Origin of the sequence: Autumnicola lenta (assembly GCF_031846515.1) — a bacterium.
Lineage (GTDB): Bacteria > Bacteroidota > Bacteroidia > Flavobacteriales > Flavobacteriaceae > Autumnicola > Autumnicola lenta.
Genome location: NZ_JAVRHO010000010.1, coordinates 56,824 through 75,769, shown reverse-complemented (window position 1 = coordinate 75,769; position 18,946 = coordinate 56,824). Strand labels below are relative to the sequence as shown.

Below are 18,946 nucleotides of genomic sequence, written 5' to 3'. Positions count from 1 at the left end.
TAACTATATTTATAGTTTTAAAACTATTTTTTTCGTTACTTTGAAAAATCGCCAAAAGTTCGATTATTAAATCATTCATTCCATGGAAAAACTAACCAATAAAGAAGAAGAGATCATGCGGATCTTGTGGACGCTGGAAAAAGCATTTGTAAAGGAAATTATTCCTGAAATTAAAGATCAAAAGCTCCATTATAATACCGTTTCTACCATAGTAAGAAATCTTGAAGAGAAAGGTTATGTTTCACATAATACTTTTGGTAATACTCATCAATATTTTCCTGTGCTCTCCAGAGAATCCTATCGCAAACAATTTATGAACCTGGCAACCAAGAAGTTTTTTGATAATTCTTATAAAAGCGTCGTTTCCTTTTTTGCCAAAGAAGAAAAAATTAGCGCCGAAGAATTAAGAGAAATATTGGAGATCATTGAGAAAAAGGAAAAATGATGGAAACAACTATAATATATCTTCTCAAAAGTGCAGGCCTGCTGGCAATTTTCTTTTTATTCTATCAATTACTACTAAAAAAAGATACATCCTTTAGCCTGAACAGGAAATTTTTAGTCGGAGGAATCTTTGCTTCATTTATACTTCCGGCCATTTATTTCACCCGAAAAGTACTTATCGAAGCGCCTGTAATTAATGCTGAATTTTCTCCGGAAATGTTTCCCAGCACGTCTCTTGTACAGGAAGCAGAAATAAACTGGTGGAACTTAGCCGGGATAACCTATTTAGTGGGTGCCGGATTACTGCTCTGTCAATTCGCATTCAGGTTGTTCTCTATTCTGAAGTTGATAAAAACTCATCATTCTGAAAAAGCTGAAGGTTTTAAATTTATCAAAATCAATCGCATTACAGGACCATTTTCTTTTTTCCATTATATCATTTACAATCCCGCATCACATTCTCAACGTGATTTAGAGCTTATTTTACAGCATGAAAAAGTGCATGCTGCACAGCTACATTCATTAGATATTATCCTCGCCAACCTAACTACCGCAATTCTCTGGTTTAATCCCTTTAGCTGGTGGTATAAAAAAACTATAGAACAAAACCTGGAATTTCTTGCAGACCGGGAAACAATCACTGCTGCAGGATCGAGAAAAGCTTACCAGCGTGCGTTGGTAAAAGTTTCGGTTCCTGAATTTCAGCCTGCTTTAACTAACCATTTTTATCAATCATTCATCAAAAAACGAATAGTTATGCTCAACAAAAAACAAAACAACAAGCCGAAAATGTGGAAAATTAGCCTCGTACTTCCAGCCCTGATGCTCTTTATGTTTTTCTTCAATGTAAAAACAGAGGCCCAAATTTTACAAAAAGAAGAGATTTCTTCAGAAAAATCAAGTGAGACCCAAACTTTAGATTCCTCTCAAAACGAGGAAAATGAAGAAGATCCACTTTACGTGTTAAATGGTGTGCCTTCAAAAAAGGCAATTATTGATACTATTCATCCTGAGAATATCCAAAAAGTAAACGTATTAAAAGGTGCAAAGGCTACTGCACTGTATGGTTCTTCAGGTAGACAGGGCGCCGTTTTAATCAGCACAAAAGCTTCGGAATCATATATTGAATCACAGAATAACAATCCTGAAAACGTAGTAAAAATCAGGAAGATTTCAGGAACTATAAATCAGGATGCGAAGCTTATCATTGTTAACGGTAAAATAAAGGAAGACGATTTTAACCTCGATTCTATAGATCCTGAAACTATTGAGCGCATTGAAGTGGTAAAAGGAGAAAAGGCAATTTCCGGCTACGGAGAGAAAGCCAAAAACGGTGTTATCAATGTGGTTCTTAAAGATTCTGAGAGAAATCCTTCTTCCGAGGCAAAAACTATTAAGAGAAGAAAGCAGAAAAATAGTACTATTTATGGTACAGGTAAGAAAACTGCAGATAATACAAGCAACCAGCAGGAGGAAAAACCGCTAGTAATACTGGATGGAAAAGTTATGCCGCAGAGCTACGACTTTAATGATGTAGAACCTTCGGAAATCGTCTCAATAAACGTCCTTAAAGGAGCAACGGCAACAGAAAAATATGGTGAAAAAGCTAAAAACGGAGTGATAGAAATTTTCACGAAAACCAATAATGAGAATAACTCTTCTGGCATAAATTCTGAATCGTTTTCCATTACCTCGGAATCTACTTCTAACGATCTTGCACAAATAGAAGCATATCTAAAAAAGGAAAAAGACCTGAAAACGAAATTTTCTAAAATCCGAAGGAACAAAGAAGGCCTCATCACTTCAATTAAAATAGAAGTTTCAGGAAAAGGGAGTACCGTAAATGGCTCCTACAGTAGTACAAATGGTATTCCTGATGTTCAAATAAGCTGGAATGACAAGGGTAGCATTTCCATTAATTCAAAAGACTGAGATTCTGAAGGAAAAATAAAATTATTGACATCATGCAAAAAGCCATCGTTACTGATGGCTTTTTTGTTCTGCAATACCAATAAACAGATAGGCCAAGCATTTATAATTTAATATCTTTGGGAAAAGGATACATTATCATGAAGAAAACTTTTTTTAAAGCCCTCGCAAAAGCAAACAAGAAGATCTTCCCCAGCTACTCCCAGCAACAACTGGACCTTCAGAAAGCCACCAATGTCCAAAAGGCAATTATCGGCTGGAAGCTTTGGGTAACAAAAAATTCTCTGGATTAATTTCTTCTGTGAGTGCGGTATTTCTCTACCTGACTGCGCGTAATTTGAATTCTGGAAAACTTCTTTTCCTGTGGAAACATTTCTATCATCACATTGGCAAATCAGCAAATCTATTAAGTCCGCACTTCGTCAAGCTTAGTGTGACTCTGAAGACATTTCACGTTTTCAACAGTCGTCCTGAGCCCTCGTCGTCTCGACTGCGCTCGACGTGACAACTCAGTACTGGATAAGCGACTCAACTGGGAAACCGGCAATCTTATTTCTTCCGTTTAAAAAGCTCAGTTCTATAAGGAAATTGCACTGTACCACCTTTCCTCCCAGCCTTTCGACTAAATTGCAGGCCGCGCGAGCCGTTCCTCCGGTGGCGAGAACATCATCGTGAACAAGCACATTCTGCCCTTTCGAAATTGCATCTTTATGAATTTCTAACACATCAATCCCGTATTCCAGATCGTAATTTTCTTCTAAAGTTTCTGCAGGTAATTTTCCTTTTTTCCTTACCGGAACAAAACCCGCATTCAGTTTTTGAGCGAGTAAAGCCGCAAAGAAGAATCCGCGGGATTCAATTCCAACCACAATATCAATATCCTGACTTTTAAGCCTTTCAACAAACAAATTGACCGCATGATCCATGGCTTTTGGATCCTGTAGCATCGGAGTAATATCTTTATATGAAATTCCCTCCTTCGGGAAATCCCATAAAAAACTGACTATGCATTTGCATTTTTTACTCACTCATTTTCTCCGCTTTCTCCTCAAGTTTATTCACCTGGGTAGGATAAGGGTTTTCCTTTAAAGTCTTTGCAAGGTGTACCATATTATGCGCCATGAGAAGGATCATATTATTTGTAAATTCATGTTTATCCCCTTCGGCTTCTATATAAGAAGGTCCGGGACCGGCTTCCCCAACGTAATATGTAAAAGCATTCACAGGAACTGTAAATCCGTGTTCAGAAAGATCGAATAGCATGCTGGAAATTGCCTTTTTCGCACCATCTTCGTTTCCATCTATCATTACGCCGGCTACTTTATTATAGGTAGGATATTGGCCATTTTCGTCATTGCCTTCAGACATTATGCCGTCAAAGCGTTCTGCGACCATTTTAGCAACAGAGCCCCGATCCCCTCGCCAAATTGGTGTTGCCAGAATAAGCATGTCTGCTTTTTTCACTTTTTCAAGAATTGAAGGCCACGCATCTCCTTCACCCTCGTCGGAAGTCACCCCGAAATGCACGTCATGGTCTACCACCCTCACAATTTCAGAGATTACGCCAAGTTCTGTGAAAATTTTTTCAGCATTTTTAATAAATGCTTCGGTATTTGAAGTTTCCGGTGATTTTTTAAGGGTGCAATTAAGAAATAGAGCTTTTAGTGCCATTTTTGATTTTTTTTTAAATTATACTTAGCTGAACTTATTTAATTCTAATTATAAAAGCAGTTAATAAGAGGTTAAAGAAGCCTATAAAAACGTTCATTCAGCATACTTTATTAGATTTTTAAGGAATGTGGAACAAAAAACGGATCCACAATCTGAATTTTCAATTCTGAAAATTGTCGTTTAAGAATAAAGATTCCATAAAAAAGAGGCTGCACAAAAATGACAATTTTCGACCTACTGAAATTTCAGTATCAGATTTTCACTTTTGAACAGCCCCTGGATTTTTCTTCAGAAAAGTTTATTCATTTTTTCGTTGCTTATTTTTATCTTCTTCAAATTTATCGTGCCGCTTCGCATCTTCTTTTCTTTGTTCATCGCGGTTGGCATTCTTCCATTCCGGATTTTTCTTCGCATCTTTTTCGTCCTGAAATTCTCTTCTATCTGATTCTTTATTACTCATAATACATTCTTTTTGTTCTGTTGTTATTCCTTTCTCCTAAATATAATGAATTCGAAAAAGTTCAAATAGCTGATTAAAAGTATTTTAACAGGGATTTATAATGTATCATAAAAAGCAAAAGAGTTTTCGAGATCAGTTTCTTCGAAAGCTAATTGCTCCACAGGGGGTCGATGAAAATTATTTTTCATGAAGATGTAATTGCTGACCTAAAAATCCGACTATCTGCTCATCATAAAGAATGCCAGCTTGAAGCCTAAGCATGACCCTACTCATGCTTAAGCTACAAATAAGCTGGCATTCGAATTTTCTTCAGGATTTCGCTTTTTTCTTTGTCTAATTCATTAGTAAGTCCGTGGATATACATTCCATTACTTCTTTTTAAAAACCTTCAGGAGCAATGGATGTAATTCTAAAGTTCGAAAACTCCTTCTTCCATTACAAATAAAAGACGAGGTAACGCCAAAACAAGTCGTCGATAAATAAGCTGATCGTATTAGCAGGATTGACTTCCGAAGAAATTCCGAAGAAAAAATGTTTTAAAGCCGACCTTCAATAACAGCAATTTTCGGGCTTGAGAAAAAAACATGGCCTGATGATGGGAAATCATTATTTAAGGTATTTTTAAAAGGATATTCTATATAACGCGGCTGAATAATCCTTAATTTTGCCGAATAATTCCAGCCTACTTCATGAACAAAAATTTAAAATACGGACTCCTTCTGGGTTTCCCTTCCTTAGCTTATTTTGTTTACCGCAATTACCCAAAATTGAATATTCTCACCGGTTTTGCTGCCAAAAATGTATGTTCCTGCACATTTGAAGCAGGAAGAGAGCTCAAATCCATAGAAGCCGGGGATAATAATTTCCTTCCGGTTTTTTACGCTAAAAATGAGATAGATTTTGAGGCAAAATCGGTTTCCTCGACTATTTTCGGATTAAAAAAGAGAACTTCGGTTTACAGAGAAGGTATTGGCAGCATTCTTTTACCTGAAAACACTTCTGAAGCTGTTCCAAAGCTTCCCGTTCCTAACCGCCAGATTTTTAATTTGGACTTACCTTATCCTTTTGGACAGCGGCAACCTGAAAATGCCAATTTTCGGACTGTAAACCGCGAAGCGCTGAGGCTTGCTGTGGAAAATGCCTTTGATGCCGAAGACAAAAATTACCAGAAAACAAGGGCTGTATTAGTGCTTCATAAAAATAAGCTTATTGAAGAAAAATATGCGCCAGGGTTTTCATCAAATACAAAATTTCTGGGTTGGTCCATGACAAAAAGTGTTACAAGTGCGATTTTGGGGATACTTGAGAAAAAAGGGAAAATTTCGCTCTCCCAGGATCATCTTTTTAAAGAGTGGGAAGATGACGAACGTTCTAAAATCACTCTGAACAATTTACTGCAAATGAACAGCGGCCTGGAATGGGAGGAAGATTATACCAAAATTTCTGATGTTACAAAAATGCTCTTTATAGAAGGGGACATGCCCGGCGTACAGATAAAAAAACCTCTAAAAGGTGAACCTGATAACAGCTGGAACTATTCCTCTGGAACTACAAATTTGTTATCACGTTTTATTCGGGATCAATTTTCCACACACCAGGAATACATGGATTTTTGGTATAGCGAACTTATCGACAAAATCGGGATGCACTCCATGATCATAGAGCCAGATTTAAACGGGAGTTACATCGGCTCTTCCTATGGCTGGGCAACTGCAAGGGATTGGGCAAAATTCGGTCTGTTATATCTTAATAATGGAAACTGGAACGGAGAACAGATTTTAAATGGATCCTGGGTAGATTATACCTCAAAGCCTACAAATGGTTCTAATGGTGAATACGGCGCACATTTTTGGTTAAATGCTGAAGCTAAATATCCCGATGTGCCGAAGGATATGTTTTCCTGCAATGGTTTCCAGGGTCAGTATATTTTTATAATTCCTTCAAAAGAGCTTGTAGTGGTTCGCTTTGGCCTTACGGAGTCCCCTGAATTTGATATTAATAATTTCCTAAAGGAGATATTAGAAGCTTTTTAGTGGCTAGTGGATTAATATTGTAACAGGTATTAAAAATAGCAGAAACAGTAGATTATAAATAATAAAAGCAGGAAATGCCCCCAACATTACCTGCTTTATTATTAAAGAAGAAGAAGAATTACCCCTAAGACTTCTTCTAATATATGCGAAATGTAGATGATAATAAGTGTTTACGAAATACCTAAAAAGTGGTATTTTTTTATGAATTAAAGTTTTAATAACCAGTTTTTAAACCTATTGCTTTTTATTCTGCTTTTTCCAGATCCCGATAATTCCCTTTACGATCAACAAGACCAGAAAACCAACTATGAGACCGATTAAGAACTCCACAATTATGCCTGGCCAACTCTCAAGAACATTGTGCAGGAAATGAAGGTTGTGCACAAAAATACCTCCTGAAACCAATAGTAAAGCTATGGTCCCAATAATTGAAAGTCCTATAATTACTTTAGGCAGAGCATTAATAAGTAGCCTTCCAATTTTATCTGAAATGCTGTTTTCCTTTTTGTTTAAGTCAATGAGCCTGGCACCAAACTCATCCATCCTCACGATTAATGCAACAATCCCATATACTCCAACGGTGGCTACGAGGGCAATTAGGGAAACTACAATAATCTGGTTAAGTAGTGCTTCATTTTCAACGGCACCAAGGGCAATAATTACAATCTCTACGGAAAGTATAAAATCTGTAAGGATGGCCGACTTTATTTTTTCTTTTTCCCTGCTTAGAACTTCTTCTTCGGAAAGTTTTTCAAGCTTGGGAGTCTCTTGTTTGTGGGAATGAGGAAAAAGAAATTCATATATTTTTTCTGCACCTTCGTAGGCAAGGTAAAGTCCGCCAATTATTAAAATAACTGTAATAACTGAAGGTACAAAGGCACTAAGCAGAAATGCCAGAGGGAGAATAATTAACTTATTCAAAAGCGAGCCTTTAGTGATAGCCCAAATCACCGGCAATTCCCTGGAAGACATAAATCCGGATGCTTTCTCTGCATTTACGGCTAAATCGTCCCCTAATAATCCTGCTGTTTTCTTACCGGCGACTTTTCCCATCACCGCTACGTCATCCATTAAAGTTGCTATATCATCGAGCAGTGCAAAAAATCCTGAAGCCATAATTGATCTATTATTTGAAGGGCAAGATAAGCGTATTTAATAAATTGAAATTCATGAATTGCAGAAATAATCTTTTCGTTCAGAAATTCAATGTCGTAACAAATGCTTTATTTTAAGACAAGCTTCTGACTATTGCACTCGGCTTCTTTTGATAACCATGCTGATCAAAAGATTGACCTTCGAACTGATACAAAAACCTAAAAAGTGTACTGAAAGCCCAGCAAATAATGTTCATCTGAATTGCTAAAAGTGAGCTGCATATTCTCTTCTTCACGAGGATTGGTAAAAATCCAGGTGCTACCTATACCCGCAACAGCCCCTGCCAGTACATCCCAGCCACCATGCCTGGTTGCATGAATTCGTCTAAAACTGGCATAACCTGCAAGAACATAGGCTGGAAGACTGTATTTGAAGCCGTATCTACGTTGAAAAAATGATGCAGCCTGAAAAGCTACAGAAGTATGTCCTGAAGGGAATGCATAGTCGCCGCCTTGCAAAGGGCGCTGCTTATTAATCAGGATTTTGGCTGCACCGGTCACAGCAAGATTTAGAGCAAAGCTTTTGGTGAACTGCCAGGTTCCCTTGTAATCTTCAACAATAAGGGTCGTGGCAGCTGCTGATATGGGTAACAAGAATACAGTTGCATCACCGGAATTTTCTATAAAAGAATCATCAGGGTTAAAGAACTGGCTGTGGCCTTCTGTAGGAGATAAGAAGAAGATAAAAAACAGGCATATCAAAAAGTTTTGCCGCAGCTGTAACCACCAGATTATCGAATCAAAGGTGTACCCCGTTATTCTATTTGTATTTATTGAAACAGGTGTATTAGAAGTTGGAAAAAATTTTGTTTTAAATCAAAATCATTAGTGTCCATTAAAAACTTTTAAATGTTCTTTGAAATTACTGATAATCTACACGTTACAAGCTTCATTTGGGCGTGACGATTTGAATTGATTAGGTTTAGCCTCTAAAAATCGGCTAACATGAATCAAGGAAAATATGTTTTCTCACAATTGACGGGATATTTACCCCAACGGGTTTTCGATGGGTTTGTGAAAAATTATAATGGAAACAAGTATGTGAAACATTTCACTTGCTGGAACCAATTGCTTTGTATGTTATTCGGTCAACTTACTAATCGGGAAAGCCTTCGAGACCTAATAGTTGCTTTAGATGCACATAGTGGAAAATCCTATCACCTTGGATTGGGAAAAAGTGTTACCAGAAGTAACCTTGCAAAAGCCAATGAAGTTCGCAGCTCAAAAATTTTTGAAGATTTTGCTTATCATTTGATTTCCATTGCAAGGGAATTACATTCTTCTGACGATTTTAAAATCAAAGGAAACATTTACGCCTTCGATTCCTCCACCATAGATCTTTGTTTAAATGTCTTTTGGTGGGCGAAATTTCGAAAGGCAAAAGGCGGGATCAAACTTCACACCTTATATGATACTAATACACAAATACCAGCCTTTCTGCATATTACCGCTGCCAACGTCCATGACGTAAAGGCAATGGATGAATTGGTTTATGAAGTAGGTGCTCACTATATATTTGATCGGGCTTACCTTGATTTTACTCGGCTGTACAAAATAGAACGTTGTTCCGCTTACTTTGTAATTCGTGCAAAGTCAAATACAAAATTCAAGCGGATGTACTCTAACAAAGTTGATAAGCTTACTGGGGTTCGATGTGATCAAATTGGAAAAATAAGCGGTTTTTATACTTCCAAGGATTACCCCGCAAAACTTCGTAGGGTGAAATATTATGATAATGAGTCGAACAGAACTTTTGTCTTCTTGACCAACAACATGAACATTTCTGCGGCCAATGTTGCCCTACTGTACAAAAACAGATGGCAGGTCGAGCTATTTTTCAAATGGATCAAACAACACCTGAAAATAAAATCATTTTGGGGAACATCTGAAAATGCCGTAAGAATTCAGATTTATTGCGCGATATGTGCTTATTGTTTGGTTTCAATTGTAGCTGATAAACTGAAATTAAAACGCTCCACCTTCGAAATATTACAGATCCTAGGCATCTCATTATTAGATAAGACCCCTGTAAATGAGCTTTTTATAAATATAGATAACAGTAATGTCAAAGAACTTAATTATAACCAGCTGTCCCTCAGTCTATTTTAACTGGATAGTTATGAATCAAAATACAGGTTGAAGAAATTCTTTTAAAAAATCTTAATAAGCTTTAACCCTGTTTAACAAATTTTCACCTGAAGATGGCATCAAATTCAGTATAGGTGACACTATCATCCACAGAGATTTCCAGAGGCGACTTTGAATTTGTTCTTCTAAAAGAAGAAGAACAATAATAAAGAAATGATAACTCCAGGTTGAAAAAACCAGTTGAACCTCATTTTTCCCATTATACTACTAATAAAGACGTAAATTGCTTACCTCATAAAAATATATACAAATGGCTAAAACAAGAATTGCGGTAAACAACAATGGATCCCTCGTTGTCGCGGGAGATATTGAAATAGTAGATAAAAACGGAAATCTTTATGACCTTGGTGGCCGCGAACAGGTGACACTATGCCGCTGCGGATTATCTAGTAACAAACCTTTTTGCGACGGATCTCACAGGAATCATTTTGAACATGAAGCTATAGCTTTTGATCTACCTCCAAAGAAGGTATAAAGCGGAAGAAGTGATCTGGAAAATTGAATTTTATATTTTTTGTCTTTACTTGTAATAAAATTTCTAATCTTCTTTTAACCTTGAAGAAAAAGGCATACGTAAAACGTGATAATTATTTGATCATAAATACCCTTTTTGGATCTATTCAAAAAAGAATTAAAAATGTGTTTGAAGTTCGCACAATTATCATCTTTTAAATTGACAACTTGAGATGAAGTTTAAACAACTATACAAGTTCAATTATAGATGCTCTTTTCAAGAAGCTAGCATTGCTAACTTTTTGATTTCAAGGTAACCGAATTGCTAAAATTTTAAATCGAATCAAATTAAATGAATGCCCAAAACCTAAAAAAACCACGCTAATCCTAAGATTTGCGTGGTTTTGGTGCTAATTGACATTAGCTTTAGTGACCTTGCCAGGATTCAAACCTGGAACCTCCTGAGCCGTAATCAGGTGCGCTATTCAGTTGCGCCACAAGGCCTTTTTGCGGGTGCAAATATAAAGTTTATTTTAATTTCTGAAAAGATATAGGTGATATTTTTTAGATCAAACTATTTCTGCACTGAGCCCGGCATCCAAAATTTTGGAACATCTTGGTTCCAAATCATCATAAGGACCTGTTTTTACCGTGCATTTTCCTTTGTAGTGAACTAAAAGCGAACACTGCTCTGCCTGCTCCGGAGTATGGTCACAGGTATAGATCAGCGTTTCTATTACATGATCAAAAGTGTTGTAATCATCATTATAAAGTACAATCTCATTTTCCTTCTGCGTCTTCGTTTTTGTACTTTTCTTTTCTAAAACTTCTTCTTTCGTGCTCATCTTCAATCAGTTTTTAAATAAAAAGATTTAAGGTTTAAAGATACAAATTTCACCTAAAAATCTAACAATGAAAACTTTACAGCTACCCAATTATTTCTTTCCACATGGTTCATATAACTTAAACCCAAATCTATACAGGCCTTTTCAATCACCTTTAGATCTTCTGTATAAAAGCCACTTAAGTAAAGCTCCCCATCACGATTTAAGGTCTTAACATAAACAGGTAAATCCTTCAGTAGTATATTTCTATTAATATTGGCGAGAATGCTGTCATATTTTTTTCCTTCCAGAAGCTCTGCCCCGCCTTCCTCAACATCTATATGCTCACAATCGTTGCGCTGTATATTCTCCAGCGTATTCAGGTAACACCAATTATCAATATCTATTGCTTCAATTTTTTCTGCCCCTTTCATAGCCGCCAGAATAGCCAGTACCCCCGTGCCGCAGCCCATATCAAGAACAGATTTTCCTTTCCATTCATTCTCTAGCATAAGCTTGATCATCATATGCGTGGTCGCATGATGTCCCGTCCCAAATGACATTTTTGGCTCAATCACAATATCATAATCCGTATCAGGCTTTGGATGAAAAGGTGCCCGAACACTGCAAATATCATCCACGATTATCGGACTAAAATTCTTTTCCCATTCTTCATTCCAGTTTACCCGCTCAATTTCCTCACGGGAATATTTAATCTGAAATTCATCTGACTGTAAAATATGTACGCCTGCAAAAAGGTCCTCTTCAAATTCTTCTGAAGGAATGTAACCCGTAACTCCGTCTTCATTTTCAACAAAACTCTCGAATCCAAGATAGCCCAGCTCGGCTATCAGAATTTCTGAAGCCGGTTGGACAGGATCTATAGTGAATTTGAATTCAAGATAATTTGATGCCATTTAGAAGGAGTTTACCAGTGCAATAAAATCAGTGGCCTTAAGGCTAGCTCCGCCAATAAGTCCGCCATCTACGTCTTTCTTGGCAAAAATTTCTTTTGCATTATTCGGCTTTACACTTCCACCGTAAAGAATAGAAACATTTTCTGCAATTTCTTCACTAAAGTTTTCAGCAATATTTTTTCTTATAAAAGCGTGCATTTCCTGTGCCTGTTCCGGAGAAGCAGTCTCTCCTGTACCAATGGCCCAAACAGGCTCATAAGCCAGGATGATTTTGCTCCACGCACCTTCAGAAATTTGGTAAAGGCTTTCCTTAAGTTGCTTTTCAACCACCTCAAAATGCTTCTCACTTTTACGATCCTGAAGTTCCTCCCCAAAACAGAAAATTACTTCCATATCATTCTCTATAGCCGTATTCACTTTCTCTGCAAGAATTTCATTCGTTTCATGAAAATGTGCTCTACGCTCGCTATGTCCCAAAATAACTGTGGTAACACCAATACTTTTAAGCATAGATGCAGAAATTTCTCCTGTAAAAGCACCGCTCTTACTCTGGTGCATGTTTTGTGCCGCCACTTTTATGGGTGTATCTTTTAGAGCTTCAAAAGTGCTGTAAAGGTTGGTAAAAGAAGGAGCGACCATAACTTCTGCTTCAGGTTCTTTAACCAATTGCATTTTAATGTGGGAAAGAAGTTCCTGCGTTTCGGCAAGATCGTTATTCATTTTCCAGTTTCCTGCTACTATTTGTTTTCTCATAATATTTTGGTTGGATCCTTTTCAGGATAAAATTTCACTTAGTTTTTTCTTCAGTTTTGCTGAGTTTCACAAATATATCGATAACAAAAAACATAAGCACAAGGCTTTGCATTTAAGCAATGTTTTTTATCAATTTTTTATCAGAATTTGGATTTGATTTATAAATCCACATCAGCCGCATCAAACCAATGTTTCTTTTGAGTAATTGTACCTTTTCGCAAAACCAACAGCCCGGGATTGGAACGTACAATTGTTTTTAATGCAGTCTCGTCTCCCTGATAGAACTCAAAGTTCAGTTCATATTTTTCAATTATTTGCTGCTGAAGTTCTTCTCCAGACGAAGTCACTCCCACAACTTTGTAACCTTTCCCCAAAGCCTCTTCACTTAGCCTCTTAACGGCCGCGTATCCATCCTGTTCAGTACTTCTAAGATTATAAGCTACTATAAAAAAGACCTTTTCTGCTTCCAGTATTTCTGAAGTAAAATTCTCTCCATCCTTCTGAATATAAAAATCATGGATTGGCGGTTCATAACCTTTCTGTATAATTTCTGTTTCCACCTCTATAAATTCGCCTTCCTGCTGCGGATATTGCCCATTGGTAGTAATGATCACCTCTTCTCCCTCATGAAGAAATTTCCAGTTATATTCATAAATCGCCTCCGGTGCACCTTCAGGAACTTCCATTCCTTCCTGAATATTCGCACCAACTTTATAGGCCCTAAAATCGAAAACCGGAAGGTGCATTAAAACATAATAACAAAAAACAAAACTCAGCATAAATGATAGAAAGATAATCCATCTATGTGATGCCGGCGCAAAAACCGGTGTTATCAATTTCCGTTTAACAAATAAGAATACAATAAGTACAAGCAGGATCACATCTTTTATAAAAGACTGCCAAGGCGTAAGCGGGATAGCATCACCAAAGCAACCACAGTCGGTTACTTTATTAAAGTATGCCGAATAAAAGGTGAGGAAAGTAAAAAAGACAATCATAAGGAGCAGGCTCCAGGTCGTAAATTTTGGCAGATAGCCAATAAGCAGCATAATTCCCAACACAAGCTCAAAAACCACAAGCAGGATAGCGATGACGAGCGCAAAAGGAATAAGTACTTCGATGTTTAAAACCCCCTGACTAAAATATTCCTGCAGTTTAAAAGAGAACCCAACGGGATCATTAAGTTTTATAAATCCAGAAAAAATGAATAAAACACCTACCACCACCCGGGCGATTCCCACTAATAATTTCATGTAATTTGCTTTTTATGCTACTCCGCTTCCTGCATCAAAATCAGTGCAAAAACCGAGTAATTAATCATATCCTGATAATTGGCATCTATACCTTCGCTCACCAGCGTCTTTCCTTTATTATCTTCAATTTGCTTTACCCTTAGCAGCTTTTGTAAAATAAGATCTGTAAGGGAACTAATGCGCATATCACGCCAGGCCTCACCATAATCGTGATTTTTGTTCATCATTAAAGCCTTGGTTTCCGCGATTTTTTCATTGTATAAAACAGCAGCTTCTTCAGCTTCCAAATCGGGTTGCTCTGCAATTCCTTTTTCTAACTGAACAAGGGCCATAACGGAGTAATTTATAATCCCGATAAATTCAGATTTTTCGTCTTCATCTACTTTGCGCACCTCGTTTTCCTGAAGTTTCCTAATCCGCTGTGCCTTTATAAAAATCTGGTCGGTAAGAGAAGGCAATCTCAAAATGCGCCAGGCACTTCCGTAATCTTTCATTTTATTCGCGAAAAGGCTGCGGCAGGTTTCCACCACCTCATCATATTGTTTTGAAGTATCCTGCATAAAAGAGTAGTAATTTGCGTAAATTTCGGGCAAATATTCCGATTAGTCAAAGTTAATTTCATTCCGTTCTACACAGGCTAAATATATAAAAATGACAATAAACTGCAGGGGAAACCTCATCGACCTTTCAGAACCAAAAATTATGGGCATTATTAATATCACGCCCGACTCGTTTTTCTCCGGAAGCCGTACCGAAACCGAAAATGATGTTCTGAAGAAAGCAGAGCGAATGTTATCTGAAGGTGCAGATTTTCTCGATATTGGAGGCTACAGCAGCCGCCCCGGAGCCGAAGATATTTCAGTTGAAGCTGAAATTAAACGTGTAATTCCGGTTATTCAACTACTTCTGAAGAATTTTCCCAATGCGATCCTTTCCATAGACACCTTCCGCAGTAAAGTAGCCGAAAAAGCTATAGAAACGGGCGCCCATATCATTAACGATATTTCTGCCGGCAGTCTGGATAAAAATATGATGCCGATAATTGCCAAATTACAAGTGCCATATATTATGATGCACATGAGAGGGACTCCGCAAAGTATGAAGGAAATGAACCAATATGACGATCTGATACAGGAAATTCTGCTCTATTTTTCAGAAAAAGTGAAAAAAGCACGTGATTTCGGCATAAATGACCTCATTATTGACCCCGGATTCGGATTTGCGAAGAATATTCAGCAGAATTTCGATTTATTATCCAATCTGAAAACCTTTAAGTTGCTTGAATTACCAATTTTGGCAGGTCTCTCCAGAAAATCTCTTATCTACAAGACCTTTAATACCACTGCAGCACATGCTTTAAACGGAACAACAGTTCTAAATACCATTTCTCTTCAAAAAGGAGCAAATATTTTACGTGTCCACGATGTAAAAGAAGCCGCCGAATGTGTGAAATTGGTCGCGCGCATAGAAAAGTAATTGTATATTTCATATTTTTACAAAAACCCAAACAAAATTGAACATTCTTGATCTTCGTATTCTCGATATCGTAGATATTGTTTTTGTGGCACTCCTGCTCTATTATTTGTACAAACTCGTAAGGGGAACTGTGGCGGTAAATATTTTCCTGGGGATTGTAATTATCTACCTTGGCTGGTGGCTCACTCAGCTTCTTCAAATGGAGCTTTTAAGCAATGTGCTTGGAGAGTTTATTGGCGTGGGGATGTTCGCCCTTATTGTAGTTTTTCAGCAGGAAATAAGGAAGTTTTTGCTTATGATTGGTTCCACAAATTTCACTCATAATAACAGGATTTTTAGAAGCTGGCGTTTTTCCAGGGAGGATGACGAAACAAGCACCAATGTAGAAGCTATCGTAAAAGCCTGCGAAGCGATGGGCAAAAGTCTTACCGGTGCCTTAATTGTGATTCAAAAAAGTACCAGCCTGGATTTTGTTAAAAACTCTGGCGATGATATGGACATCAAACTTAACAAGCCCATACTACAGTCAATTTTCTATAAAAACAGCACACTTCATGACGGCGCAATTGTTATTGAAGACAACAAAATTACAGCAACCCGGGTGATCCTTCCGGTTTCCAACGACAGGTCCATCCCGCTTCGTTTTGGTTTGCGCCACCGTGCCGCTGTTGGTATTACTGAAAAAACCGATGCACTTGCACTTGTGGTGAGTGAGGAAACCGGGCAGATTTCTTATATAAAAGACGGGGAATTTGTGATGTTCGAAACCACTGACGAACTTATAGAGAAAATGAAGGAGGATCTTTCTTAAACTGTCAAAAAAATTAAGTCTTTGCTCTTGATTCTTGCAGCGTAGCGTTCTTTATTCTTTTTCCAGAATTAGTAGTGGATCAAACCGCTTCTTCCGCTTTAAATTGAACTTCATAAAGGTTTTTATAATAGCCATTCTCCTTCTGAAGTAATTCCTGATGGGTTCCCATTTCCACAATTTCACCGGCTTCCATTACCATAATTTTGTCGGCCTTTTTAATCGTTGCTAGCCTGTGGGCAATAACAATGGAAGTTCTTCCCTGCGTAATCTTATCTGTCGCATCCTGGATTAATTGTTCGCTATAGGAGTCTACTGAAGAAGTAGCCTCATCCAATACAAGTATACTGGGATTACTCACAAATGCTCGAAGAAAAGAAATAAGCTGCCGCTGTCCCGAAGAAAGCATTGCGCCCCTTTCTTTTACATTATAGTAATAGCCGTTAGGGAGTGTTTCTATAAACTCATGAATACCAATACGCTTTGCTGCATTAATAACGTCTTCTTCAGTAACTTCGGGATTTTCCAACGTAATGTTGTTCATGATAGTATCAGCAAACAGGAAGACATTCTGAAGTACCACCGCAATTTGTGATCGCAGGGATTTCAGTTTTATGGAATTAATATCCAGCCCGTCAATAAAAATTTGTCCGCCGTTAATTTCATAAAACCTGTTCAGTAAATTAATTACGGTAGATTTCCCGGCGCCCGTTGCCCCAACAATAGCAATGGTTTCCCCGGCATTAGCTTTAAAAGATACACCTTTCAGCACTTCTTCATCATCAACATAAGAGAAGCGCACATCTTTAAATTCGATATCGCCTCTCAAATCTTTTACCTCTTTTGTACCTTCATCCTTAATAGTAGATCTGGTATCCAACACGCCAAAAACACGGTTGGCAGCCACCATTCCCATCTGCAACGTATTGAACTTATCTGCAATTTGTCGCAGCGGCTTGAACAACATTTGTGATAATTCTATAAACATGATGATCACCCCAAGACTCACCGCATCACTTTCTATAGCACGTAATCCCCCGAACCAAACAATTAAACCGATAGTAATGGATGTAGACATTTCTGCAATTGGAAAAAAAATTGAATTGTACCAGACCGTTTTCACCCAGGCCTTCCGGTGCTTATCATTAATATTTTTGAAATTTTCATACTCTTCTTTTTCGCGAGTAAAAAGCTGAACAATCTTCATTCCCGTAATACGCTCCTGAACAAAGGTATTGAGGTTTGCGACCTGCGTACGGACTTCTTCAAAAGCAATTTTCATTTTCTTCTGAAAAACCCGCGTAGCATACATAATAAACGGAAGTACGGTAAGCACGAGCAAAGTCAGTTGCCAGCTTTGATAGAACATTACCCCCAAAATCACAAGCATTTTTAATAAATCACTAATGATCATAAAAAGACCCTGACTAAAAATACTTGCAATGGTCTCGATATCACTCACGGCACGGGTTACCAGCCTTCCAACAGCAGATTTATCGAAATACTTCATTTTAAACTGAAGCATATGCTCAAAAAGGTTTACCCTTAAATCTCTTACTACTTCCTGTCCCAACCAGTTCGCAAAATAAATAAAACAAAACTGAAAAAGAACTTCGGCGAGTAAAACACCGCTCATAAGCAGAATATAGTAAAGAAGCTCGCTATAATCCTGCGGAACTATTGCCTGGTCTATTGTTACTTTTAATAAATACGGCCGTAAAACAGAAGCTACAGAAAGAAGTACAGCAGCAACCCCTACAAGATAAAAAGTCTTTTTATAAGGATCTGTATACTTAAGCAAGCGCTTAAATAAATTAAAATCGAAAGCATTTCCTGTTTTTGACGCCATTTACGCTACTGCTATTTTGGGATATTTTATTTCGGTTAAAAATAAACCTTGTGCCGGAACTGAGGTTCCTGCCCTTCCCCGGTCTTCACTTTTTATTATTTCATGCAGATTGTCTACGGAACTTTTCCCCTGTCCAATCTCTAATAAAGTGCCAACAATGGCACGAACCATATTCCGTAGGAATCTGTCGGCAGTTATACGAAAAACCAACAAATCTCCCGATCTTTTCCAAACCGCCGACTCAATTTTACAATTATAAGTCTTTACATCTGTTCTTGATTTCGAAAAACACTTAAAATTGGTGTAAGTTCTTAATATTTCTGCTGCTTCATTCATTTTCGTAATGTCCAAATCTTTCTTCAAGTAAAAGGCCTTATCTAGTACAAACGGATCTTTATGCTGAATCACGTGATATTCATAACTTCTGCTTAAAGCATCAAAACGCGCATGAGCATCCAGTCGTACCTCAAAAATGTCAATTATCGCAATATCTTTAGGAAGCATGGAATTCATTTTGAATTTAATTTCCTCTGCATCCAGAATTACATCAGCATCAAAATGAGCAAACAATTGCTTTGCATGTACACCGGCATCTGTTCTTCCCGCACCTACAATTTCTATATTCTGCTGAAGTAAACGCGTTAAAACTTCTTCAATTTTTTCCTGGACAGAAACGGCATTCGGTTGCCTTTGCCAACCATGGTACGCAGTTCCCAAATAAGCCAGTTCCAAGAAATACCTCAACCTAAAATATTATTTTTTACATTAGCGAAA

The 18,946-nt window shown here is 37.5% G+C and carries 20 protein-coding genes and 1 tRNA gene; 8 read left to right on the top strand and 13 right to left on the bottom strand.

Annotation, left to right across the window (positions count from 1 at the left end; genetic code table 11):
* The first annotated feature begins 82 nt into the window (after positions 1-82).
* The 3 genes from RM545_RS08685 to RM545_RS08675 all read left to right on the top strand — a co-directional run bounded on the left by RM545_RS08685 (position 83) and on the right by RM545_RS08675 (position 2,666).
* A complete protein-coding gene (locus RM545_RS08685) occupies positions 83-445 on the top strand; it encodes a BlaI/MecI/CopY family transcriptional regulator (protein ID WP_311494929.1) in 363 nt (120 codons plus the stop codon).
* The gene (locus RM545_RS08680; RefSeq protein ID WP_311494928.1) at positions 445-2,376 is read left to right on the top strand and encodes a TonB-dependent receptor plug domain-containing protein; all 1,932 of its coding nucleotides are present in this window, start codon (positions 445-447) and stop codon (positions 2,374-2,376) included. Before RM545_RS08685 ends, RM545_RS08680 begins: the two co-directional genes overlap by 1 nt.
* A gap of 137 nt (positions 2,377-2,513) precedes the next feature.
* Positions 2,514-2,666, top strand: coding sequence for an SsrA-binding protein (locus RM545_RS08675; protein WP_311494927.1), 153 nt, complete (start codon positions 2,514-2,516; stop codon positions 2,664-2,666).
* 216 nt (positions 2,667-2,882) lie between these two features.
* On the opposite strand, the gene RM545_RS08670 is transcribed toward RM545_RS08675, so the two are convergent.
* The 3 genes from RM545_RS08670 to RM545_RS08660 all read right to left on the bottom strand — a co-directional run bounded on the left by RM545_RS08670 (position 2,883) and on the right by RM545_RS08660 (position 4,504).
* The gene (locus tag RM545_RS08670; protein WP_311494926.1) at positions 2,883-3,401 is read right to left on the bottom strand and encodes an adenine phosphoribosyltransferase; all 519 of its coding nucleotides are present in this window, start codon (positions 3,399-3,401) and stop codon (positions 2,883-2,885) included.
* Complete coding sequence (locus RM545_RS08665) at positions 3,394-4,044, bottom strand: flavodoxin family protein (RefSeq protein ID WP_311494925.1); 651 nt, start codon at positions 4,042-4,044, stop codon at positions 3,394-3,396. The genes RM545_RS08670 and RM545_RS08665 overlap by 8 nt, the downstream gene beginning before the upstream one ends.
* A 298-nt stretch (positions 4,045-4,342) precedes the next feature.
* Complete coding sequence (locus RM545_RS08660; RefSeq protein WP_311494924.1) at positions 4,343-4,504, bottom strand: hypothetical protein; 162 nt, start codon at positions 4,502-4,504, stop codon at positions 4,343-4,345.
* 689 nt (positions 4,505-5,193) lie between these two features.
* Here RM545_RS08660 and RM545_RS08655 point away from each other — a divergent pair.
* The gene (locus RM545_RS08655; protein WP_311494923.1) at positions 5,194-6,537 is read left to right on the top strand and encodes a serine hydrolase domain-containing protein; all 1,344 of its coding nucleotides are present in this window, start codon (positions 5,194-5,196) and stop codon (positions 6,535-6,537) included.
* A 234-nt stretch (positions 6,538-6,771) separates the two neighbouring features.
* Here the strand turns inward: RM545_RS08655 and RM545_RS08650 are convergent, their stop codons facing one another.
* Together RM545_RS08650 and RM545_RS08645 are read right to left on the bottom strand one after the other, a co-directional pair.
* Positions 6,772-7,653, bottom strand: a complete 882-nt coding sequence (locus RM545_RS08650; protein ID WP_311494922.1) for a DUF808 domain-containing protein — start codon at positions 7,651-7,653, stop codon at positions 6,772-6,774.
* Positions 7,654-7,850: 197 nt separating this feature from the next.
* The gene (locus tag RM545_RS08645; RefSeq protein WP_311494921.1) at positions 7,851-8,393 is read right to left on the bottom strand and encodes a phosphatase PAP2 family protein; all 543 of its coding nucleotides are present in this window, start codon (positions 8,391-8,393) and stop codon (positions 7,851-7,853) included.
* Positions 8,394-8,636: 243 nt separating this feature from the next.
* Between RM545_RS08645 and RM545_RS08640 the strand changes: the two genes are divergently transcribed.
* Positions 8,637-9,800: an IS4 family transposase gene (locus RM545_RS08640; protein ID WP_311494920.1), complete on the top strand. Its 1,164-nt coding sequence runs from the start codon at positions 8,637-8,639 to the stop codon at positions 9,798-9,800.
* A 289-nt stretch (positions 9,801-10,089) separates the two neighbouring features.
* A complete protein-coding gene (locus RM545_RS08635; protein ID WP_311494919.1) occupies positions 10,090-10,314 on the top strand; it encodes a CDGSH iron-sulfur domain-containing protein in 225 nt (74 codons plus the stop codon).
* Positions 10,315-10,722: 408 nt separating this feature from the next.
* On the opposite strand, the gene RM545_RS08630 is transcribed toward RM545_RS08635, so the two are convergent.
* The 6 genes from RM545_RS08630 to RM545_RS08605 all read right to left on the bottom strand — a co-directional run bounded on the left by RM545_RS08630 (position 10,723) and on the right by RM545_RS08605 (position 14,599).
* Positions 10,723-10,796: transfer RNA gene (locus RM545_RS08630), tRNA-Arg, on the bottom strand.
* Positions 10,797-10,861: 65 nt separating this feature from the next.
* Positions 10,862-11,137, bottom strand: a complete 276-nt coding sequence (locus tag RM545_RS08625) for an ATP-dependent Clp protease adaptor ClpS (protein WP_311485254.1) — start codon at positions 11,135-11,137, stop codon at positions 10,862-10,864.
* Between the two features lie 53 nt (positions 11,138-11,190).
* Positions 11,191-12,033: a 50S ribosomal protein L11 methyltransferase gene (gene prmA, locus RM545_RS08620; RefSeq protein ID WP_311494918.1), complete on the bottom strand. Its 843-nt coding sequence runs from the start codon at positions 12,031-12,033 to the stop codon at positions 11,191-11,193.
* On the bottom strand, positions 12,034-12,786 hold the full coding sequence (tpiA, locus tag RM545_RS08615) for a triose-phosphate isomerase (protein ID WP_311494917.1): 753 nt from the start codon (positions 12,784-12,786) through the stop codon (positions 12,034-12,036). It abuts the gene before it with no gap.
* 158 nt (positions 12,787-12,944) lie between these two features.
* Positions 12,945-14,039 (bottom strand): BT_3928 family protein, encoded by a 1,095-nt coding sequence (locus RM545_RS08610; protein ID WP_311494916.1) that lies wholly within the window; start codon positions 14,037-14,039, stop codon positions 12,945-12,947.
* 17 nt (positions 14,040-14,056) lie between these two features.
* Positions 14,057-14,599, bottom strand: a complete 543-nt coding sequence (locus RM545_RS08605) for a DUF1599 domain-containing protein (RefSeq protein ID WP_311494915.1) — start codon at positions 14,597-14,599, stop codon at positions 14,057-14,059.
* Between the two features lie 91 nt (positions 14,600-14,690).
* Between RM545_RS08605 and folP the strand changes: the two genes are divergently transcribed.
* The gene (gene folP, locus RM545_RS08600; protein ID WP_311494914.1) at positions 14,691-15,515 is read left to right on the top strand and encodes a dihydropteroate synthase; all 825 of its coding nucleotides are present in this window, start codon (positions 14,691-14,693) and stop codon (positions 15,513-15,515) included.
* A 37-nt stretch (positions 15,516-15,552) separates the two neighbouring features.
* Positions 15,553-16,326 (top strand): diadenylate cyclase CdaA, encoded by a 774-nt coding sequence (gene cdaA / locus RM545_RS08595; RefSeq protein WP_311485260.1) that lies wholly within the window; start codon positions 15,553-15,555, stop codon positions 16,324-16,326.
* A 79-nt stretch (positions 16,327-16,405) separates the two neighbouring features.
* Here the strand turns inward: cdaA and RM545_RS08590 are convergent, their stop codons facing one another.
* On the bottom strand, positions 16,406-18,172 hold the full coding sequence (locus RM545_RS08590; protein WP_311494913.1) for an ABC transporter ATP-binding protein: 1,767 nt from the start codon (positions 18,170-18,172) through the stop codon (positions 16,406-16,408).
* Complete coding sequence (gene truA, locus RM545_RS08585; RefSeq protein ID WP_311494912.1) at positions 18,173-18,916, bottom strand: tRNA pseudouridine(38-40) synthase TruA; 744 nt, start codon at positions 18,914-18,916, stop codon at positions 18,173-18,175.
* Positions 18,917-18,946: the final 30 nt, after the last annotated feature.

What these genes read in the sequence shown, in the direction of transcription:
- RM545_RS08610 (WP_311494916.1), bottom strand. Translation starts at nt 14,039, where the DNA reads ATGAAATTATTAGTGGGAATCGCCCGGGTGGTGGTAGGTGTTTTATTC.
- folP (WP_311494914.1), top strand. Translation starts at nt 14,691, where the DNA reads ATGACAATAAACTGCAGGGGAAACCTCATCGACCTTTCAGAACCAAAA.
- RM545_RS08655 (WP_311494923.1), top strand. Translation starts at nt 5,194, where the DNA reads ATGAACAAAAATTTAAAATACGGACTCCTTCTGGGTTTCCCTTCCTTA.
- RM545_RS08675 (WP_311494927.1), top strand. Translation starts at nt 2,514, where the DNA reads ATGAAGAAAACTTTTTTTAAAGCCCTCGCAAAAGCAAACAAGAAGATC.
- RM545_RS08605 (WP_311494915.1), bottom strand. Translation starts at nt 14,599, where the DNA reads ATGCAGGATACTTCAAAACAATATGATGAGGTGGTGGAAACCTGCCGC.
- RM545_RS08590 (WP_311494913.1), bottom strand. Translation starts at nt 18,172, where the DNA reads ATGGCGTCAAAAACAGGAAATGCTTTCGATTTTAATTTATTTAAGCGC.
- RM545_RS08625 (WP_311485254.1), bottom strand. Translation starts at nt 11,137, where the DNA reads ATGAGCACGAAAGAAGAAGTTTTAGAAAAGAAAAGTACAAAAACGAAG.
- RM545_RS08635 (WP_311494919.1), top strand. Translation starts at nt 10,090, where the DNA reads ATGGCTAAAACAAGAATTGCGGTAAACAACAATGGATCCCTCGTTGTC.
- RM545_RS08660 (WP_311494924.1), bottom strand. Translation starts at nt 4,504, where the DNA reads ATGAGTAATAAAGAATCAGATAGAAGAGAATTTCAGGACGAAAAAGAT.
- RM545_RS08640 (WP_311494920.1), top strand. Translation starts at nt 8,637, where the DNA reads ATGAATCAAGGAAAATATGTTTTCTCACAATTGACGGGATATTTACCC.
- RM545_RS08665 (WP_311494925.1), bottom strand. Translation starts at nt 4,044, where the DNA reads ATGGCACTAAAAGCTCTATTTCTTAATTGCACCCTTAAAAAATCACCG.
- RM545_RS08650 (WP_311494922.1), bottom strand. Translation starts at nt 7,653, where the DNA reads ATGGCTTCAGGATTTTTTGCACTGCTCGATGATATAGCAACTTTAATG.
- RM545_RS08685 (WP_311494929.1), top strand. Translation starts at nt 83, where the DNA reads ATGGAAAAACTAACCAATAAAGAAGAAGAGATCATGCGGATCTTGTGG.
- prmA (WP_311494918.1), bottom strand. Translation starts at nt 12,033, where the DNA reads ATGGCATCAAATTATCTTGAATTCAAATTCACTATAGATCCTGTCCAA.
- tpiA (WP_311494917.1), bottom strand. Translation starts at nt 12,786, where the DNA reads ATGAGAAAACAAATAGTAGCAGGAAACTGGAAAATGAATAACGATCTT.
- RM545_RS08680 (WP_311494928.1), top strand. Translation starts at nt 445, where the DNA reads ATGGAAACAACTATAATATATCTTCTCAAAAGTGCAGGCCTGCTGGCA.